Genomic DNA, 19,825 nt, shown 5'->3' with positions numbered 1-19,825 from the left:
GCGCCCCCACCCCTTCAGGTTATTCTGCCGGTGCCGGGGCGGCAAACTTGGCAAAGATGGTCTCGTTTCCCGGCTCCGGGTGGCGCGGGATCATCAGCGACAGCGCCAGCGACACCAGCGCCATCAGGGCCGCCAGCCCAAAGACTGCCGCCGGAGAGGCCACCCACAGGAGCCCCAGCAAGACCGGCAGGAACACCGCCGCGATGTGGTTGATGGTAAAGGCCACCGCCGCCGTCGGCGCAATATCGGCCGGATCGGCGATCTTCTGGAAATAGGTTTTCAGGGCCAGCGCGAGCGCAAACAGGATGTGGTCCACCACATAGAGCGTCGCCGCCAGCACCACCCCCCAGCCGAACCAGTAGATGCCACCATAGAGGGCAAAGACGGTGGTGAGACCGACATATTCAAAGATCAGGGTACGGCGTTCCCCAAACCGGGACACAAACCGCCCCAGCATCGGCGCGGCGATCATATTGATGAGAAGGTTGATCAGATAGAGACCGGTGAGGTGATGCACCTCAAAGCCAAACCGCTCCACCATCATGAACCCCGCGAACACGACAAAGATCTGCCGCCGGGCGCCGGCCATGAACTGCAACGCGTAGTACAGCCAGTAGCGCCGCCGCAGCACCATCTTCTTGTTCTGCGGGGTCGGACCGTCGAACTGAGGGACCGCAAACAGGCAGAAGATGGCGACCACCGCCGTGAAACCGCCCGCCGCCAGATAAACGGCATTGTAGGTCAGGCCCAGCGGCTCCCACAGCAAAACGATCGCGCCGTAGACGACCAGCGTCGCGGCAGATCCCGTTGCCACCAGCCAGCCCAGCATCTGCGGGGCGCGTTCCTTGGACAACCACTGCAGTTGCAGCGACTGGGCCACGGTTTCGAAATAGTGAAAGCCGATCGAGCTCAGCACCGTGATTATCAAAATGCCTTGCAAGGTGGGAAACCACGCCGTCAGCGCGGTTGCCGCACCAAGCAGCGCCAGCGACAGAAGGCCCAGCACCTGCTCACGAATGAAGATGATCAGAAAGATCACGAGGAACGCAAGGAAACCGGGGATCTCGCGCACGGTGTGCAGCAGGCCGATGTCCGCGCCATCGAAATCCGCCACTTCGATCACGAAGTTGTTCAGCAACGCCGACCAGGTGTTGAAGGCGACGGGCATTGCGATCGCCATCAGAAACAGCAGCGTGATGGGACGGCGCCAGAACGGCAGCGACCGGGCCTGATCGAGGGACATGGGCGTATTCATGCCTTGGCTTTAGAGCGCTTTATTCGACAGGGCGAGTCAAGAATTGTACCAAATCACGCCAGTGAGCGCACAGATCCCCCTGCATTCCCGCAGGGCCATCCCCCGGTTCAGCGCCTCGCCGCCCGTTCGGTTCAGAGGAAGCTTTGCGGATCGATGTCCACATTCAGGCGCAGATCCCCCTTGAGCTTGAACGGTGCGATCCAGCGGCGGATTGCGTCTTGCAACGGAGCGCCCTTGTCGGCCTTGACCAACAGACGCACGCGGTGCCGCCCGCGCACCCGTGCAATGGGCGCCGGCGCCGGGCCAAAGAGCTGTGCCCCCACCTGACGGAGCGGCCCATCGTTGCGCGCCAATGCGCCGCCGAGGTCAAACACCTGGGCCAGATCCGTGCCCGACAGGATCACCCCTGCCATACGCCCATAGGGGGGCACGCCTGCGGCCTGTCGCTGCTCCGCCTCGGCGCGCCAGAAGCTCTCTTCGTCACCGGACAGGATCGCGCGGATCACCGGGTGCTCTGGCTGAAAGCTCTGCATCAGTGCCTCGCCGCGTCGCTCCGCCCGCCCTGCGCGCCCTGCCACCTGCCGCATCAGCTGGAACGTGCGCTCCGCCGCGCGCAGGTCCGATCCCTGCAAACCAAGATCAGCGTCGATAACCCCGACCAGTGTCAGCAGCGGAAAGTTGTGCCCCTTTGCCACCAGTTGGGTGCCGAGGATGATATCCGCCTCACCGGCGGCGATTTCCTCGATCCGCTGCTTCAGCGCGCGGGCAGAGCCGAAGAGATCGGAACTCAGCACCGCGATGCGGGCCTCTGGAAACAGCACCGCTGCCTCTTCACCCAGCCGTTCGATGCCGGGGCCGACGGGGGCCATCTTGCCCTCCACCTTGCAGGAGGGGCATTCGGTCGGCACCGGCTTGGTCTCGCCACATTGGTGGCACATCAGACGTTTCATGAACCGGTGCTCGACCATGCGCGCATCACAGTTATCGCAAGCCACCTGCGTGCCGCAGGCCCGGCAGATCGTCACCGGCGCAAAGCCACGCCGGTTCAGGAACAAAAGGGACTGCTCGCCGCGTTCGATCCTGAGCTTCATCGCCTGCTTGAGCGTCGGCGATATCCAGGTTGAGGGCAGAAGGTCCTCGTTGCGCATATCGATCGCGCGCATTTCCGGCAGCACCGACTCGCCAAAGCGCGACGTCAGATCGAGGCGCTGGTATTTGCCCGCCTCCGCATTCGCCCATGTCTCCAGGCTCGGCGTGGCCGAGGCCAGCACCACCTGCGCCTGACAGAGCGACGCCCGCCAGACCGCCAGATCCCGCGCGTTATAGAGCACCCCCTCTTCTTGTTTGTATGAGGTGTCGTGTTCTTCATCGACGATGATCAGGCCGAGATCGCGAAACGGCAGATAGAGCGAGGACCGCGCGCCAATCACCAGCTGCGCGGCCCCCTGCCCCACCATCCGCCAGACCCGGCGCCGTTCGGTCATGGTGACGCCGGAATGCCACTCGGCTGGCACCGCACCAAACCGTGCTTCCACGCGCTTCAGGAATTCCGCCGTGAGCGCAATTTCAGGCAGCAGCACCAAGGCTTGCCGGCCTTTGCGCAGGCAGGCGGCTACAGCCTCAAGGTAAACCTCCGTCTTACCAGAGCCGGTGACACCCTTCAGGAGTGTTGTACCGTAGCGCCCCCCATTCACCCCGGCCTCAAGTGCGGCGGCGGCGGCGGCCTGATCGTCCGAGAGGGTCTTGCCCGGCAGTTCCGGATCCAGCGGCGGGAACGGCAGGTCGCGGGGGGCTTCTTCCTCGCGGATGGCGCCCTGTTTGACCAGCCCCTTGATCACCGAGCTGGTCACCCCGGCCAGCCCGGAGAGTTCAGACGCCGTAAACGCCGCACCGTCATATTCGTCCATCACGTCGAGCACCTTGGCTCGCGCATCGGTCATGCGGCCGGGTTCGCCCTCCCCGCGACGCAGGACCTTGCGCATCGAGGGTGGATCCGCCAGCCCCGGCGCCCGCGTTGCCAGCCGCAGCATCATCGACAACGGCGTCAGGGTGTATTGCGCCGCGCGCTCCAGAAAGCCACGCATCTCGGTGCGCATCGGGGCCAGATCCAGCACCCGGATCACAGATCGCAGCTTGGCCGCGTCGAAATCCCCGGCACCCGGCCCCCAGACCACGCCGATCACCTTGCGCGGCCCCAGCGGCACCTCGACAAAGGCCCCCAGAAAACAGCCTCCTTCGGGTGCGCGATAGTCCAGCAGCCGATCCAGCGGCTGCGCCGTCAGCACACCCACCCGCTCCCCTTGGGCAAAAAACTCCGGACTTTCGGCTTGCTGCGCCATTCCTCGCGTGACCCTGCTCTTTTTGTTGACCCAACGGTAGCCGCGGCCAGATGTTTACGCTAACATGCGCGCGAACGCGCCCGGGCTCGCTGCGAAATCTTTCGCACTTTTCGCGAGACCTCCTATCAGGTAAAGCCAAGGCGCACCGAGGCCAAGCCATCCAGAGGACCAAAGCCCATGAAATTCTTCGTAGACACCGCCGAAATCGAGGCCATTGCCGAGCTGAACGATCTTGGCATGGTCGACGGCGTCACCACCAACCCCTCCCTGATCAAGAAATCCGGCCGTGACATCATCGAAGTCACGAAGGAAATCTGCGATCTCGTCGATGGTCCGGTTTCCGCCGAAGTTACCGCCACCGATGCCGAAACCATGATCGCCGAGGGGCGCAAGCTCCTGGAGATCGCCGAGAACATCGCGGTCAAAGTGCCGCTGACCTGGGACGGTCTGAAGGCCTGCAAGACCCTGACCGACGAAGGTCACAAGGTCAATGTGACCCTGTGCTTCTCCGCCAATCAGGCGCTGCTGGCCGCCAAAGCGGGCGCGACCTTCATCTCCCCCTTCATCGGTCGCCTTGACGACATCAACCTCGACGGGATGGATCTGATCGAGGACATTCGCACGGTCTACGACAACTACGGCTTCCAGACCGAGATCCTCGCGGCGTCGATCCGCTCCGTGAACCACATCATCGACAGCGCCCGGATCGGGGCCGACGTGATCACGGCGCCGCCCGCCGTCATCAAATCCATGATCAACCACCCGCTGACCGACAAGGGCCTGTCGGCCTTTCTCGCGGACATCGAGGCGGCCGGGATCAAAATCCTCTGAACCGATCGACCATCGCAAGGTCGACACGGTGGCGCCCCGGCACAGGGGCGCCTTTTTTGTTCCGGTTCAGCAGGTTGCTGCCGACCCGAGGCCATTGGCCCGCAGCTCGGACGTTTTTGCGATTTTTCGCGCGCGCAGGCCTGAGCCTCATGTTATAGTGCTCAAAACCCGGTCAGAGGTTCGAACAAGACGATGAGCAGCACACCCGCCGAGCTGGACGACAGCCTGCGCCAGAAAATCATTGAAAAGCCCGATATGGTGCTGGACGACCCCAATGTGATGCGGGCGTTGGTGGCTGCGAACGAGCGTGCCATGGGCTCCAACATCGTGGACCTGCGTGGCATCGCGATGGAACGGCTGGAAACCCGGCTCGACCGTCTGGAGGACACGCATCGGTCGGTGATCGCCGCGGCCTATGAAAACCTCGCCGGAACCAACCAGATCCACCGGGCCGTCCTGCGCCTGCTGGACCCAGAGAGCTTTGCCGGGTTCATGGAAGTCCTGCGCGGCGACCTGCGGGATATCCTGCGTGTTGACGCTCTGGCCCTGATTCTCGAAACCACCCAGGAAGAAGCCGGCGCCGCGGTGGAGCGGGTTGGCGACGTGCTGAAGTTTACCGAGGCCGGTTTTGTCGAGACATATCTGTCTCAGGGACGCGGCTACGGCGGCGACCGCCCGGTGATCTTGCGTCAGGTGCGCTCCGGCCCCTCCCGGATCTATGGCGAACGCGCCGCGGACCTGCGCTCCGAGGCCTGCCTGCGGCTGGACCTGGGCGAAGGGCGCCTGCCTGGCCTTTTGGTCTTTGGCGCAGAGGATCCGCATCAGTTCACCCCGCAACACGGCACCGACCTGTTGACGTTCTTCGGCGGGGTGTTCGAGCGCTGCATGCGCCGCTGGCTGTCTTGAGCGCGGCGGACCCAACCCTGATCTCTCCGGCGGCGCGGGATGCGCTGCAATCCTGGCTGGATGGGTTGGGCGCGCTTGAGGGGGCGGCAGAGAACACGCGCGCCGCCTATCGCGGCGATGTGGTGGATTTCCTCGCCTTCATGAGCCTGCATTTCGGCAGTCCGCAGGGCCTCGGTGCCCTGCAACGGATCACCACCGCCGACATGCGCGCCTGGATGGCCTCGACACGCAGCACCGGCACGGGGGCACGGTCGCTCGCGCGCAAACTTTCTGCAGTGAAGAAATTCTACGGCTGGCTGGCCAAACGCGAGGGGTTTGAGCCCACGGCTGTTCTGTCGACCCGTGCGCCCAAATTCCAGAAGAAGCTCCCCCGCCCCCTGGATAAGGACGCCGCGCGCGCAATGATTGCCACGGTCGAGCTGCAGTCCCAGAAAAACTGGGTTGCCGCGCGCGATGTGGCGGTTGTGACCCTGCTCTACGGCTGCGGGCTGCGGATCTCGGAGGCATTGGGCCTGCTCGGACGGGATGCACCGCTGCCGGCGACGCTTCGGATCACCGGCAAGGGCGGCAAGGAACGAGTGGTTCCCGTCCTGCCCGCCGCGCAGCAGGCGGTGGAGCGCTATCTGCAGCTCTGTCCGCATCCCAAGGAGAATGACCTGCCACTGTTTCGCGGCGTCCGCGGCGGCCCGCTGCATGCGCGAATGGTTCAAGGGGCCGTTGCCGATGCCCGCCGTCAACTGGGGCTGCCGGCCACGGCCACCCCCCATGCCATGCGCCACAGTTTCGCGACACACCTGCTTGAAGCGGGCGGTGATCTGCGCGCCATCCAAGAGCTGCTCGGCCATGCCTCCCTCTCGACCACACAGGCCTACACGGCGGTCGATACCGCCCATCTGATGGAAGTCTACACCCGCGCGCACCCAAAGGCCTGACGCCCCGCCTCGCGCGGGCGTCTGCCTTGACGAGGATCTGCCCTGAATTCCTGGCAATCTGTCCTCGACGCAGCCCTTTCGCCCGGTTGCGGGTTGCAGCCCGCCCGGAAATTCGTCATCACAGGCGAATGTCGATTGAACTCCGTGCCCTGTCCGTCCATCTCCTCACCGCAACCGGCGCCGTCTTTGCCATGCTGGCCATGCTCGCCGCCGTGGATGCGAAATGGGATCTTATGTATCTCTGGCTTGTGGTGGCCTTTGCGGTGGACGGTGTCGATGGCCCGCTGGCGCGCCACTATGATGTCAAACAGAACGCACCCCAATTCGACGGGGTGCTCCTCGACCTCATCATCGACTATCTGACCTATGTGTTCATCCCGGCCTTTGCGCTGTTCAAATCCGATCTCATGTCGGGCTGGACCGGCTGGGCGGCCATCATCGTGATCACCTTCACCAGTGCGATGTACTTTGCCGACACCCGGATGAAGACCAAGGACAATTCCTTTTCCGGTTTTCCGGGGTGCTGGAACATGCTGGTGCTGGTCATCTTCGCGCTGGAGCCCAATCACTGGATCAGCCTCGTCCTGGTGGCTGTACTCTCTGCAACCCAGTTCATGCCGCTGAAATTCATCCACCCGGTGCGCACCGAACGCTGGCGCCGGATCTCCTTGCCGATCGCGCTGGTGTGGACTGCACTGGCGGGGTGGACGGCCTGGGTTGAGTTTGCGCCCGGAGCCGTGGTCAACACCGCACTGCTGCTCACCTCCGTCTACTTGCTTCTGGTTGGCGTGGCACAGCAGATCGTCCCTGATCGATCCTGAAACATCGCCAGAGGATTGCGTGCCCGCGCATTGCGTCACACGGGCATCTCCCTCGGCGTACGCAGCATCTGCTGGCTGTTTTTATTCCGTTTTAGCGATATCACCGCGCGGTTTCGCGGATAATTTAGGAAAGCATTAAGCACAACTTCTGAAAATACTAGGCAACTTATTATAGTCCCAGTGCCCAGGTTCAGGAGCCCTTGCCATGTCCTCGCAGCAGGAAAACACAGCGCCGCCGCTACCGGTGCCCATCACCGCAGCCCGCTACAAGGCAGCCAGCACTTCGGCCCATACCAGACAGCAACTGGCGCGGGCGATGGCAAATCTGCAGCAGGCGGCCGCCAACGCCGTCTTCCCACGCGCGGTTGAAACCGATGATGGAGCAGAAGCACCAACCACCAGCCCCCAAGCGCGTGCCCGTCGGGGCAACTTGGAGCTCAGTCTGATGTCGCAGCCGGACCGGCCCGCAACCAGTTGCCGCGAGGCAAGCCGCTTGTACACTGGTGCCAAATCCATCTTCTGATACGGATCTCGACAAGGACCGCCCCGACGCTCCGCTCGGCGCGCGCCAGATCCCGCCAACATGCTGGCACGCTCCAAGTGGCCCCGGCGACCCTATCCCGAAGTATGTCATAAATATCGATCGTTGCTCTGCGCCTACCTGAATGAGGTGTCGCATAGATCAATACGCGGATGCGCTCCTAACACATTTGTCTAAAATTCAGCTCAAATGTGGGACAATGGAGCACAAGAATGAATACGACTGCTATGGATCTGGGCGTGTATCGCATGATGCAAGGTCACCTGAATGGATTTGCGAATCACAACGCGGTGCAGACAAATCACGAGATCACTCAGGCTCTCACGGCTCCGATCAGTTCCGGAAGCACTCAGGGAATGGCCTTTGCTCTGCAACGCGAACAGGCGCTTACCGGAACACCCTCCCCCCAAGAAACGCCCCCCTACGAGCCCGTACTGGAGGTTCGCGATGCCATCTCCTCGGGCGACATCACGCAAATCAACGCCAACAGCATCGATATGTCCCGTTACATTCAGGGCGTCATGTCCGGCAATGTCGAGGGCCCGGTTCCGATGAGCGCCCTCCTGGCCCGTGAAAATTATGAACGTGCGATGGGTATCCTTTCCTGAGGTCTCAGCGCCCCTGAAGCCCCCCGGGGTCGGCCTTAGACATCATCAAAACATCACGCCGACACTCACCGTGGCCTGTATATTCCAGGCAGGTCACGTGAACGTCGCATATACGCAAATCGATCTGTATTTGAATAAACAGCGCAAGGCGATGAAATCAATGGAGAAATACCGACACCATCGCCGGAGACCAAAAAGCTTAAACATTTATCCACCCTCACAAATGCGAAGACGCGCATGCTAATATGAGGTCGAGTTTTCCTGAGAGTCATGAGACTCGTCACATCTGTGGAAAGGAATGCAACATGACCCCAGCGATGCGTGCCTACTCCGGCGCCCCCGTGAATGTTCCCGACATCACGGTATATACGCAAACCGATACGATGGCCCTGAATGCGGATGCAGACGGGGCAACAGGTGCGGAGTTTGCCAACAGTCGTCTTGCCAGCTTCTTAAGCGATGACCCGGCGCCGCGTGACCGCGACCTTGACTCCCTGTTCAGCAGCGACAGGCTGTCCCCCTATGATGGGCTTCCCGCAACACCATCGGCAGACAATGCCATCCGCGCCGAAGTTCCTCCCGCCCCGGCGCCCGAGGCGATGGACCCGATCACATTGCCTCCGCTCGAAAGCTTGCTGAACGCACAAATGACGCAACCGCTCAGGGGAGATGCGCCTGATACGACCTTCCGGGGTATGTCATCTGGCAGCTTTGCTCAGGAGATGTACACGAATACCCAGGACGTTCTGTCCCGGATAGCCTCCTAGCCCGTGGTCGCCGTCGAGTTTGAGTAACGCTCCGTTTCCTCGCCTGTTCTGTCCGATCTAGGTGTTTCGTCCCTGCGTGTGGTCAATGCAGCCGAGTGGCGGGCGGCGCAGCGCGGTCGCCCTGCCTACAGCAAGCAATGCAATGTCCTCATCGGTCAATTTGTTGCAACGCTAAGCGGATAGTCCACATTCAGCGACAACGCCGGTATTTGTGGACGTTGCTGGCCTTCTGTAAGTTCGGGGACCCGCGAGGATGTAAACAACACCAGTTCCTGCAAGGAGTTAAACCCGTTGCGATCCCCGACACGGTTGTCTGCCAGCCCGCGCAAGCCCTCGAGCAGCGCCGCCGTAAAGGCACCGTGACCACCGCCAAAGCTATCGTCCTCAAAGCTCAACTCCGATCCGGAGGAAGACGCAAACACCACAGCCCCAGTGCCTTTGGTGAGGTTTTGCACCGCATCATCGGCCACCACGCGGTTACCCCCGGCACCAGAGTGGCAAATATCGAGAAGCATCAGCGCATTCTGGTTGAGCGGCCGGTTTTCCAGATAGTCCCGGAAACGATCAACGCTCATGCCGGTGTAGGGTTTGGCCAGATCGCCCTCATGGGTCATGAAGTAAAGCTCTTGTTCCTCGTCGACCACGCCATGTCCGGCAAGGAACAGCACAACCACATCGTCATCCGCCGACTGGTCGAGAAACTCGTTCATCTGGATGCGAACATTGCGCTCTGTGGCCTCTGCATCGGTCAGAACCTTGGTCTCGACCCGGTTAAACAGCTTGCCCTCCTGCGCCTCCATCAGCTTTGCCAGTTCCGTTGCATCACGGTCGGCAAAGTTTAGGTTCTGACTGGACCGCTCGTAATCGGACACCCCAACCCCAAAGAACCACAGCGTCTGGCCGGAAGGTTTCTCATCCGGGGCCTCGCCGCCTTCGCGGATAATCTCCAGCGTCTGGGTCTGGATGCGCGCATCGCGCCACACCAATGATGCCTCAATGACGTTGCGCCCCGGATTAAGGTCAAACCGGCGACTGAAGCCCACGGTTTCCTGCCCGTCGAAAAACGCCTCTTCCTCAAAGCCGCGCGATTTCAGCACCCGGCGCCCGTTGAGCGTATATTCGATCTCAGGATCGGCCAGATCGGCGTTGTCCTTCAGCACTTCCAACTCCACCACATAGGTTTCGTCTTGGGTGCTGCTGCGTTGGGGCGAAATCAGGCGCACCGCATAGGGCGCTTCAAAAACGTCCGCATCCACATCCACGCCATCATCCGGCAGTGCTTCCCCACGTGCGATGGCGTCCAGAAGATTGCGGATCAGGCCCGGACGCTCATAGTTCTCGGCCAGCGCCGAGAAGGGCAGGTAGTTGTCGCCCAGCGACCAATAGACACCCTCTGTCCCCTGCAAGGACGCTGTGTAGCGCCCGTCGGGGGTATACGCGATCCATTCGCCATCCTTGCGGGGCGCAATGGTCAGCGCCTGCTCCATCCGGTTCAAATCAATAAAGATCAGTTCGTTACCGGTGGTGAGACCAACCGCCAGATTGCGCTCTGCGTGGGCCTCCAGATAGCGCAGGTTGTGCGGGAAGGTCAGTTCTTTGCCATCCAGCGTGACGTGATCCCAGAACCACTCCAGCGTGCGACCATCCGCAAGCTCGACCTCATAGTTCGGACTGGGTGTTTCACGCCCGGTGTTTTTGCCATTGCTGGGATCGTGCAGATACCACCGCCCCTTGCCGCGAAATTTGAGCACATCGCCCCCCTCGGCCCAGTCCATCTGGAAAAAGCGATCCTCGGCCTGAAACGTCGTCACCTCACGGTTGGCTGGCCCATCATAGATGGTCACGACGCGACCATCGGTCGCCCCCTGTTTGAACCCGGCCATCCAGGAGGACGTCACCGCCACCATGCCATTGTCCGCAAGGCGCGCAAACACGCGTGGATCATAGATGTCATTGAACCGGACAGGTTCGGACACGATGTCAAAGCTCTTTTGCATCACGACATTCAGCGTCGCCTTTTCGATCATATAGATCGTGGAGCGCGGCGACTGAAACGGCCCCTCGCCCTGCGGTACCGTGCCCACCACAATATGCGTGTCGTTCTCTTGCACGCTGTAGGGTTTGCCGTCGATCTGCTTGATCACTTCACTGCGGAAGGTGGTGGTGTCGAACTTCAGCATCTGCCCATCTTCGTCAAAGGTGAACAGAACCGAGCCATCCTGATTGAGCGGCCTCCAGGTCTGGTAAACCTCCCCCTCGATCCGGTGCACCCTGCGGCCCGTCTTGATGTTCCATACGCTGGTGCCGGCACTGTCGCGCGACATCACCAGATCCTGCGAGGGCACCATGGTCAGCCCACGGCCCTTATATGCGGCCCCGTCCTTGCGCTGATCGACGCTCAGGTCACGGGTATCAAGATAGACAATCTGGTCATCCATCGCCGTTATGTAATGCCCACCATCCGGTGTGAACCCACCATAGAGGATCTTTTCCGGGTCCCCCTGAAGCTGCGCGGTCACATTGAGGCTCGGCACCTCCACCAGCGCCAGACGGGTGTTATTTGTGAATGTATCGGCGATCATCACCTTGGATTCCGTGGGATGGGCGATCAGCTTAAACGTCATCGCAGGCATCCGCTTGCGTGCAATCTCGCGCCAGTCCGAGGTGGTCCAGACGATCAGCTCATAGCTGTTGTTCATCCCCACCAGATACTTACCGTCAGGTGTATTGGCGAAGCCATGCAGCCAGCCGGTATTGCGCAGCGACCCCACCGGTTGCAGCGATTTGGCATCCCGCACCACCGCATGCGCGGTACGCGGCGATTTGGTCACGATATGCGCCCCATCCCCCGACCAGACGATCTGCTCCGAGCCGCGAATGGTGCCCATCTTGGTCACGCCGCGAAACTTGCGCGTTGCCATGTCATAGACCTTCAGGAAACCGGTCCGATCGCTATAGGCCACCGCATCCGAGAAGGGCGACCAAGAGATCTCGTCGATCTCGATCGAGTTGGGCAACTGGCTGTGCATCAGCCCGGTACGCATGTCGTAGATATAAAGCAGATTATCCGTGACACCGGTGACCCCCACAAAGGAGGATTTCACCGCAATATAGCGACCATTGGGCGAAATTACCCGCGAGTTGCCCCCGATGGGCAGTTGATGAACCCGCAGCATCCGTTCCAGATCCCAGACCTGTGCGGGCGTGTTGCCGGTCACCGCATAGCGGCCATCCGGGCTCAGCGTCAGCGAATGTGCGTCCAGCCAGCCCGAGGTTGAGATCTGCGGCGCAGAGATATTGCCATAGGGGCGGATTTCGACCCGGCGGTTGGTCTGCTTGCCACGGTCGGTGGCATTGGTCGCCAGCGGTATGCGCGAGCCATAGCCCACGGTTTGCAGGCGCTCCGGCGCAATGCCTGCGCTCTCGACAAAATACTGCTCTACCGATTTGGCACGCGCATCGCTCAGCGGCAGATTGACCTTGTCGCTGCCGGTAATGTCGGTGTGACCTTCAATCAGGAACACATAGTTTTCAGCGCCCAGCGCCTTGAGCGCATCTGCCGCCTGCTGCAGCACACCCAGACCCGCCTCGCGGATGTCGGCCTTGCCGGTGGCGAATTCCACCGTCACCCGCAAACTGTCCCCAAAGCGCTGTTCCCAATCCTTGAGAAAGGGATTTTCCGCAAAGAAGCGTTCGCGCTGGCCTTGCAGGCGCAGCGCATTGCGAATGCGGTTTTCCCGCCCCGCGATCCAGTTTTCCGAAAAACCGCCATACTCTTTGGCGCGTTGCAGCAGGCGGTTGGCCTGCTCAAAATCGCGCGCATGAACACGGTTGTCGACGTAATCGCCCAGAATATTGCGATAGGCGGTGCCGTTTACCGTCGGCAGGTATTTTTCAAACACCGGCACCGCGCGGTCATATAGCGCAGCCTCTTTGGCGAACCGGGCATATTGGTTGATCGCATTATCAAGCTGGCCCTGAGTGGGGGCCATCGCGATTGCGCGAGCCCCGTAATCTTCGGCCTTCTGAGGATCGAACTTGAACTCGCTCCACGCCCAGTTCGCTGCGATCAGCACATGATAATTGTTCGGAAAATCGCGCAAACCCTGATTGAGGACCGCAATCGCGCCCTCAAAATCATCATTGCCGATAGAGCCAAAGGCATCATGCGCCGCCTCTGGCGACGGGTTCATCTCATAGGCCGCGCGGAAAATCGGATGCGCCTCGCGGTGCATCTTGAAATCATCCCACAGGATTTTGCCGATATGGCGCAGCGCCGCGTCATTGCGGTTGTCATTGGCCCAATCAATTGCCTCGCGAATGGCATTGAAACGCGTATTGCGGTCTGCGCGTTGGGCGCTCAGAATCCGCAACCGATTATCAAGCCACGCCGTCAGAGCGCTAACGTTGGTGGAGCGATCCAGCGCCTGTTTAAAATAGCGGTCCGCCGTGCTGCGGTCTCCCTTGGTGCGCGCCATCACCCCGCGCACATAATCATACACCCAATCCTGCGCCGGACCGGTCGGCGCGTAGCTGTCGAACCACTCGTTTGCGGCGGCCTCACCTTCCCGGTTCTTCAGGTTGAAATAGGCGTATTGCACAAAAAATGCGTGGTGAGGCCAGGCTTTGGCCCCTTGCAGATAGTAGTCAAACGCCTCGTCGTACCGCTTTTGGCGTTCCAGATTGTAGCCGAGATTGGTAAAGCCAAGACCAAGCGAAGGGTCGCGCTTGATGCCTTCCCTATAAAGCTGCTCAACCTCTTTCAGATCACCGCCGCTTTGATCAAGCACCCAGGCGCGCGCCACATATCCCGCGGGCGTATTGGGGTGTTTTTCGGCAATCCAGCCCCGGATCTGAGAGCGCAGCGCGCCGCTGTTGCGCGACACCGACAGCTCAATCAGATCGCCAAGGTCCTTGCCTTCGCAGTATCGACATTCCAGCGCCTGCGCAGAGGCCCCCCATGCCAGCGATAGAAAACAAATTACTCGAAGTATGGCGGTTCGGATCACGGAACGTCTCCTGCAAGGATCAGTTGAAAGTCAGGCTGAATTGGAATGTGCGGCGCGCAGTGTTACCTGCCGCATCTCGGGTCTCGATGCTGATCGGGTGCGGCCCCGGCCCCTCGGGCAGTTCGATCTCTGCCCGGAATGGCCCGCGCGAGGAATAGCGGCTGCTCAGCGCTCCCTCGACCTTGAGGGATGCAATCTCGCTTTGGTCCTGCGCCATGCCCTCTAGGCGGAACAGGCGGCTTGGCACCGGGATCACCGCGTCATCGCTGTCAAACGCCTCTGGCGCGGGATCCGTCAGCACAATGAGCGGCGCGGCGCTGTCGCCCTTGGCTGGATCTGGCGCGACATGATCGATGCTCAGAACCACCGCCGCCACATCGGCATCACCGCTGTCGGCCTCAAAGCCAATCCCAGAAGCCAGCAGCTCCATTTCATCCTGTGGCACCAGCCGGTTGCCCAAGGCACTGCGCAGCCGTGCAGACACACTGCCCGAGGCACGCGCCATCCGCGCGGCCACCGCCTGCGCATCCAGCGGCTCTTGGGTGTACAAAAGCACGTAATAATCGGTGCCAACCGTGTCATTCAGCCGGGTGAAATGCTGCTCTGTCGGCCCCGGCAACAACAGTGTGCTGCCGCTATGCGTATAAGGCGTCACCCGATCTCCGCGCGGAAACAGGGTCACATAGTCACCACTTGCATCGCCCCCGATCACATAAAGCGCACCGTTGAACTGGCTGGAGGCCTCTACCCGGAATCGTGTCCCCGAAGGCAGGGATTGGCGCAGCCGATAGCCGTCATTCGTGCGCGTCACATCCAGCGCGTCGCCCGAAATATGCAGCACCCGCGCGCTGCCGCCCATGTCCACCACGCGAGGCGGCGGTGGCGGATCAGGTGGCAGCACCTCATAGCCTTCATAAACAAAGGCGTTGAAATCCTCATAGGAGATCCAGAAAAACCCGCGATTGCCCCAACCGCTGCTCCATGAGTTCACCACCTCAAACGCGCCGCCCCCGCGCGTGTCGTCATAGCCGATCACGGTCATCGCATGGGCGCCCAGCGTGTTGCTGCGCAGTTCATTCCACTCGGTCGAGGACGGCTGCCATGTGCCACTGCCGCTATGGCGCATAAAGCCCTCGCCCACCCCCATCACGATTACCACCGGGTTGCCGTTGGCCAAGGCCCGGCGAGTGGCGACGTGTTTGTTGCGCCCCGAACCTCCCCAAAGCCGGGAATATCCCTTGATGCGAAAGGCGCTCGCCTTGTCGCGCACGCTGGAGGAGGGCTGCGCCGTGCAGGAATATTCATCATAGGGAAAATCGCTCAGCAACGACACGCCCTGACGCTGCATCAATGTCAGCGCCTCCGCCACATAAGAGCCATTACAGCCCGGCTGGTGGATCTGGTTGAACACATAGGCGGGCGACAGGATCATGCTGCTCAATTGTGTGGAATTGTCGACGCCCAGATCTTTGGCGGTCAATAGAGTGCGTGCTGCATAGGCTGTAGCCCAGCCCACGCAGCTGCCTTGCTGCCCTTGGTCGCCAACAGGTGGGACAAACCGTTTGAGTGACATCGAAGCCGGTGCGCTGAGATAATCCCCGCGCGCCAATGGCGCTGATTTTGGTACTGCACCATAGATCTCAGGGTCAGAAATCGCTCCGAGACTGTAGTCTTGCGCCCCCACAGGAAGGGCGCAGCTAACAGCCAGCACCATCGCCGAAGCCCGCACTCCTGCAAAACATTTTCGAGCGATACTGATAGAAATCAAGGAATGCCCCTCGTTCCAAGTTGAGTAGGTTCTAAACGCGAATAAGGAGGCACCCAGTCCTCACGCAATAGCGGATTACTGCGCGACCAAGAGGTTCTGTTGGTATATAGGCTTGGCGGTGCCGAGGTCGCCAAGAAACAATTGCCATCACCTACCTAAGGTGGCTGTTGTTTGAACAAAAAACCAAGTGTTTCTACCTCATTGATATATTCACCCCCGCCGATGCTCATATTCTCGCTTCTGCATTTCAACAGGTCAACTGGCATTGTTGCGGAACTTCCTCTCGAGGCCAGGTCCCCTGCTTACCCCTCCGAACTTAGGCGACGCGGACGACCTCGACGGTGCCGAGTGCCATGCGGATATGGATTTTTGCGGTTTGGAGGTCCGGGTCTCTTGCGTCACTGACCAGCACCAGGTTTGCCGGAGGCTTCAACTCCTGAGTAGGATGAAGCAACAATGAGCAAGACAACAAACAAATATTCTCCTGAGGTCCGCGAGTGCGTGGTGCGACTGGTGCTGGACAACCAAGGCCAGCACAGTTTCCGCTTGCAGGCGATCATGTCGATCTCCGCAACGATCAGCTGACGGACTTTACCGGTTGATCGACACGGTTGTGTTGAGCTGGGACGCCTAGGAGCACGACGCGCTTACGGTTCGCGGCAAGCTGTTGGGATTGTTGAGTACTGCGGACAGCAAGAAGGCCGCTCGTCTTTTGACTGCGGCCTTTGTTTATTAGTATTGGTTGCGGGAGTAGGATTTGAACCTACGACCTTCAGGTTATGAGCCTGACGAGCTACCTGGCTGCTCCATCCCGCGGTGTTTGTTTTTGTGTTTTGTTTAGAGAGGATTTTGTTTTTGGGGTGATTATTAGGTTTGGCGGTGCCCTACTCTCCCACGCCTTAAGACGCAGTACCATCGGCGCAACAGCGCTTAACTTCCGGGTTCGGGAAGGGACCGGGTGTTTCGCTTGTGCTCTGGCCACCAAACCGAATAATCATCCCATAATCTTCGATCCTGAGGAGGTTATTCGGTCGGCTGTGAGAGACTTGAGTATCAAGTCTCGTAAGCCTCCGGATGGCTTGCCGGTTTATGGCGCACTCCAGGATCGAGATCATCAACGTGTTGATCGTCCTTTTCAGGAGATCAACGGGTTGACGATTTTATCATCAACGTGTTGTCCAAGTTTATTGTATGCGTTTTTGGTTTTGGCTGTCTTTTACTGGATCAGATCAAGCCAATCGGGCGATTAGTACCGGTCAACTGAACGCCTTGCAGCGCTTACATCTCCGGCCTATTGACGTGGTGGTCTTCCACGGCCCTCAGGGATACCTTGTTTTGAGGGGGGCTTCCCGCTTAGATGCCTTCAGCGGTTATCCTTTCCGATCATAGCTACCCTGCACTACCGTTGGCACGATAACAGGTCCACCAGTGGATCGTTCACCCCGGTCCTCTCGTACTAGGGGCAACTCCTCTCAAGTATCCTACACCCACGGCAGATAGGGACCGAACTGTCTCACGACGTTCTAAACCCAGCTCACGTACCTCTTTAAACGGCGAACAGCCGTACCCTTGGGACCTGCTCCAGCCCCAGGATGAGATGAGCCGACATCGAGGTGCCAAACACTGCCGTCGATATGGACTCTTGGGCAGTATCAGCCTGTTATCCCCGGCGTACCTTTTATCCGTTGAGCGATGGCCCTTCCACTCGGGACCACCGGATCACTATGGCCGACTTTCGTCTCTGCTCGACTTGTCAGTCTCGCAGTCAGGCAGGCTTTTGCCATTGCACTCAACGAGCGATTTCCGACCGCTCTGAGCCCACCTTCGCGCGCCTCCGTTACGCTTTAGGAGGCGACCGCCCCAGTCAAACTACCCGCCACGCAGGGTCCCGGATCCCGTTGAGGGACCGCGGTTAGACATCAAGAGTGCGAAGGGTGGTATCTCAAGGTTGGCTCCACTGATACTTGCGTTTCAGTTTCGATGCCTACCACCTATCCTGCACATCACAATCCTGATGCCAGTGCGAAGCTGTAGTAAAGGTGCACGGGGTCTTTCCGTCTAACCGCGGGAAGCCTGCATCTTGACAGGCAATTCAATTTCGCTGAGTCGATGTTGGAGACAGCGGGGAAGTCGTTACGCCATTCGTGCAGGTCGGAACTTACCCGACAAGGAATTTCGCTACCTTAGGACCGTTATAGTTACGGCCGCCGTTTACCTGGGCTTCAATTCGGAGCTCTCACCCCTCCTTTTAACCTTCAGGCACCGGGCAGGCGTCAGACCCTATACGTCGTCTTGCGACTTCGCAGAGCCCTGTGTTTTTAATAAACAGTCGCCACCCCCTGGTTTGTGCCCCCGGATCCAAGTTGCCTTGAACCCGGGCCTCCTTCTCGCGAACTTACGGAGGTATTTTGCCGAGTTCCTTCAACATCGTTCTCTCAAGCGCCTTGGTATTCTCTACCAGTCCACCTGTGTCGGTTTAGGGTACGGTCTGATGGAGGGCTATTTCCAGGGACTGCTCAGCAGCCTGCTCAATCCGATAAGAGCAAACTACCTTCGCAATCCGTCACATCCTCCTGGCCCAGGAATATTAACCTGGTTCCCATCGCCTACGCCTTTCGGCCTCGGCTTAGGGGCCGGCTTACCCTGCTCAGATTAGCTTTAAGCAGGAACCCTTGGACTTTCGGCGAGAGTGTCTCTCACACTCTTTGTCGCTACTCATGTCATCATTCTCGCTAGTGATCTCTCCACGGGATCGCTCACGCGCCCGCTTCATCGAAAGAACTGTTCCTCCAATACGCCCGAAGGCGTTAAGGAGGAGCTGTTCTATGTCACACTACGCTCTGCTACCATGCACTATGTGCATCCTCGGCTTCGGCTCATGGCTTGAGCCCCGTTACATCTTCGCCGCAGGACGTCTTATTTAGACCAGTGAGCTGTTACGCTATCTTTAAAGGATGGCTGCTTCTAAGCCAACCTCCTGGTTGTTTTGGACATCCCACCTGCTTTCCCACTTAGCCATGAATTAGGGGCCTTAGCCGGAGGTCAGGGTTGTTTCCCTCTCCACTACGGACGTTAGCATCCGCAGTGTGTCTGCCATCTAGTACTCCCGGGTATTCGGAGTTTGGTTAGGATCAGTAAGCCTGTGGGGCCCCATTACCCATCCAGTGCTCTACCCCCCGGGGTATTCGGATGACGCTCTACCTAAATAGATTTCGCAGAGAACCAGCTATCTCCGAGTTTGATTGGCCTTTCACCCCTAGGCACAACTCATCCCGACCTTTTTCAACAGGTGTGGGTTCGGACCTCCAGTGCGTGTTACCGCACCTTCATCCTGGTCATGCCTAGATCACTCGGTTTCGGGTCTGATCCCACGAACTCATGCGCCCTATTAAGACTCGCTTTCGCTGCGCCTACACCTAACGGCTTAAGCTTGCTCGTAAGACCAAGTCGATGACCCATTATACAAAAGGTACGCTGTCAGCTCGCAAGGAGCCTCCAACTGATTGTAGGCGTTCGGTTTCAGGTACTGTTTCACTCCCCTCGTCGGGGTGCTTTTCACCTTTCCCTCACGGTACTGGTTCGCTATCGGTCAGTAAGGAGTACTTAGCCTTCGGAGGTGGTCCTCCGATCTTCAGACAGGATTTCACGTGTCCCGCCCTACTTAATACGTCCCTCAGAGCTTCCTATACGGGGCTGTCACCCGCTCTGGCTGTGCTTCCCAACACATTCTAGTCACTCATCAGGCTCGGCTGGTTCCCGTTCGCTCGCCGCTACTAGGGAAGTCTCTATTGATGTCCTTTCCTCCGGGTACTTAGATGTTTCAGTTCCCCGGGTTTGCTCTTAAAACCCTATGTATTCAGGTAATAAGTACCTGATTAAGCCAGATATAAGCAGCACCGAAGTGCTATTATATCAAACTTTCAGGTGGGTTCCCCCATTCGGAAATCCATGTATCAAAGCCTATTCTCGGCTCCACATGGCTTATCGCAGAGTATCACGTCCTTCATCGCCTCTTACTGCCAAGGCATCCACCAAACGCCCTTCTCGC

12 protein-coding genes, 1 tRNA gene and 2 rRNA genes (1 of these 15 running past the window's edge) are annotated in these 19,825 nt (G+C 59.5%); 8 read left to right on the top strand and 7 right to left on the bottom strand.

Translation table 11 applies throughout. The features are described 5' to 3' along the window. Positions 1 to 19 precede the first annotated feature (19 nt). Both ACXAF5_RS04925 and ACXAF5_RS04920 read right to left on the bottom strand, forming a co-directional pair. A complete protein-coding gene (locus tag ACXAF5_RS04925) occupies positions 20 to 1,255 on the bottom strand; it encodes an MFS transporter (RefSeq protein ID WP_474945749.1) in 1,236 nt (411 codons plus the stop codon). Positions 1,256 to 1,386: 131 nt separating this feature from the next. Then, positions 1,387 to 3,594, bottom strand: coding sequence for a primosomal protein N' (locus ACXAF5_RS04920; protein ID WP_474945748.1), 2,208 nt, complete (start codon positions 3,592 to 3,594; stop codon positions 1,387 to 1,389). Between the two features lie 177 nt (positions 3,595 to 3,771). Here ACXAF5_RS04920 and fsa point away from each other — a divergent pair, with 177 nt between their 5' ends. The 7 genes from fsa to ACXAF5_RS04885 all read left to right on the top strand — a co-directional run bounded on the left by fsa (position 3,772) and on the right by ACXAF5_RS04885 (position 9,000). Further along, the gene (gene fsa, locus ACXAF5_RS04915; protein WP_239324898.1) at positions 3,772 to 4,425 is read left to right on the top strand and encodes a fructose-6-phosphate aldolase; all 654 of its coding nucleotides are present in this window, start codon (positions 3,772 to 3,774) and stop codon (positions 4,423 to 4,425) included. A gap of 192 nt (positions 4,426 to 4,617) precedes the next feature. After that, positions 4,618 to 5,331 (top strand): DUF484 family protein, encoded by a 714-nt coding sequence (locus ACXAF5_RS04910; protein WP_474945747.1) that lies wholly within the window; start codon positions 4,618 to 4,620, stop codon positions 5,329 to 5,331. Further along, positions 5,328 to 6,263, top strand: coding sequence for a tyrosine recombinase XerC (locus tag ACXAF5_RS04905; protein ID WP_474945746.1), 936 nt, complete (start codon positions 5,328 to 5,330; stop codon positions 6,261 to 6,263). The genes ACXAF5_RS04910 and ACXAF5_RS04905 overlap by 4 nt, the downstream gene beginning before the upstream one ends. A gap of 128 nt (positions 6,264 to 6,391) precedes the next feature. Beyond that, entirely contained in the window at positions 6,392 to 7,084 is a 693-nt protein-coding gene (locus ACXAF5_RS04900; protein WP_474945745.1) for a CDP-alcohol phosphatidyltransferase family protein, read from the top strand. A 205-nt stretch (positions 7,085 to 7,289) separates the two neighbouring features. Continuing rightward, positions 7,290 to 7,607, top strand: coding sequence for a hypothetical protein (locus ACXAF5_RS04895; protein WP_474945744.1), 318 nt, complete (start codon positions 7,290 to 7,292; stop codon positions 7,605 to 7,607). A gap of 230 nt (positions 7,608 to 7,837) precedes the next feature. Beyond that, complete coding sequence (locus ACXAF5_RS04890; RefSeq protein WP_474945743.1) at positions 7,838 to 8,233, top strand: hypothetical protein; 396 nt, start codon at positions 7,838 to 7,840, stop codon at positions 8,231 to 8,233. 305 nt (positions 8,234 to 8,538) lie between these two features. After that, positions 8,539 to 9,000 carry a hypothetical protein gene (locus tag ACXAF5_RS04885; protein WP_474945742.1) on the top strand — a complete coding sequence of 154 codons (462 nt, stop codon included), beginning with the start codon at positions 8,539 to 8,541 and terminating at the stop codon, positions 8,998 to 9,000. 155 nt (positions 9,001 to 9,155) lie between these two features. Here the strand turns inward: ACXAF5_RS04885 and ACXAF5_RS04880 are convergent, their stop codons facing one another. Both ACXAF5_RS04880 and ACXAF5_RS04875 read right to left on the bottom strand, forming a co-directional pair. After that, positions 9,156 to 14,009: an OmpA family protein gene (locus tag ACXAF5_RS04880; RefSeq protein ID WP_474945741.1), complete on the bottom strand. Its 4,854-nt coding sequence runs from the start codon at positions 14,007 to 14,009 to the stop codon at positions 9,156 to 9,158. A gap of 19 nt (positions 14,010 to 14,028) precedes the next feature. Next, complete coding sequence (locus ACXAF5_RS04875; RefSeq protein WP_474945740.1) at positions 14,029 to 15,582, bottom strand: C1 family peptidase; 1,554 nt, start codon at positions 15,580 to 15,582, stop codon at positions 14,029 to 14,031. 651 nt (positions 15,583 to 16,233) lie between these two features. Between ACXAF5_RS04875 and ACXAF5_RS04870 the strand changes: the two genes are divergently transcribed. Beyond that, positions 16,234 to 16,362 carry a hypothetical protein gene (locus tag ACXAF5_RS04870; protein WP_474945739.1) on the top strand — a complete coding sequence of 43 codons (129 nt, stop codon included), beginning with the start codon at positions 16,234 to 16,236 and terminating at the stop codon, positions 16,360 to 16,362. 154 nt (positions 16,363 to 16,516) lie between these two features. Here the strand turns inward: ACXAF5_RS04870 and ACXAF5_RS04865 are convergent. The 3 genes from ACXAF5_RS04865 to ACXAF5_RS04855 form a co-directional block, all read right to left on the bottom strand. Then, positions 16,517 to 16,593: transfer RNA gene (locus tag ACXAF5_RS04865), tRNA-Met, on the bottom strand. A 55-nt stretch (positions 16,594 to 16,648) separates the two neighbouring features. Further along, positions 16,649 to 16,763, bottom strand: a 5S ribosomal RNA gene (rrf, locus tag ACXAF5_RS04860). 239 nt (positions 16,764 to 17,002) lie between these two features. Then, positions 17,003 to 19,825 (bottom strand): 23S ribosomal RNA (locus tag ACXAF5_RS04855); it runs 8 nt beyond the window's last position.

Source organism: Epibacterium sp. ABV4_022 (assembly GCF_056159345.1).
Note: the sequence above shows the minus strand (reverse complement) of the source record. Positions and strands in the feature narration are given on the sequence as shown.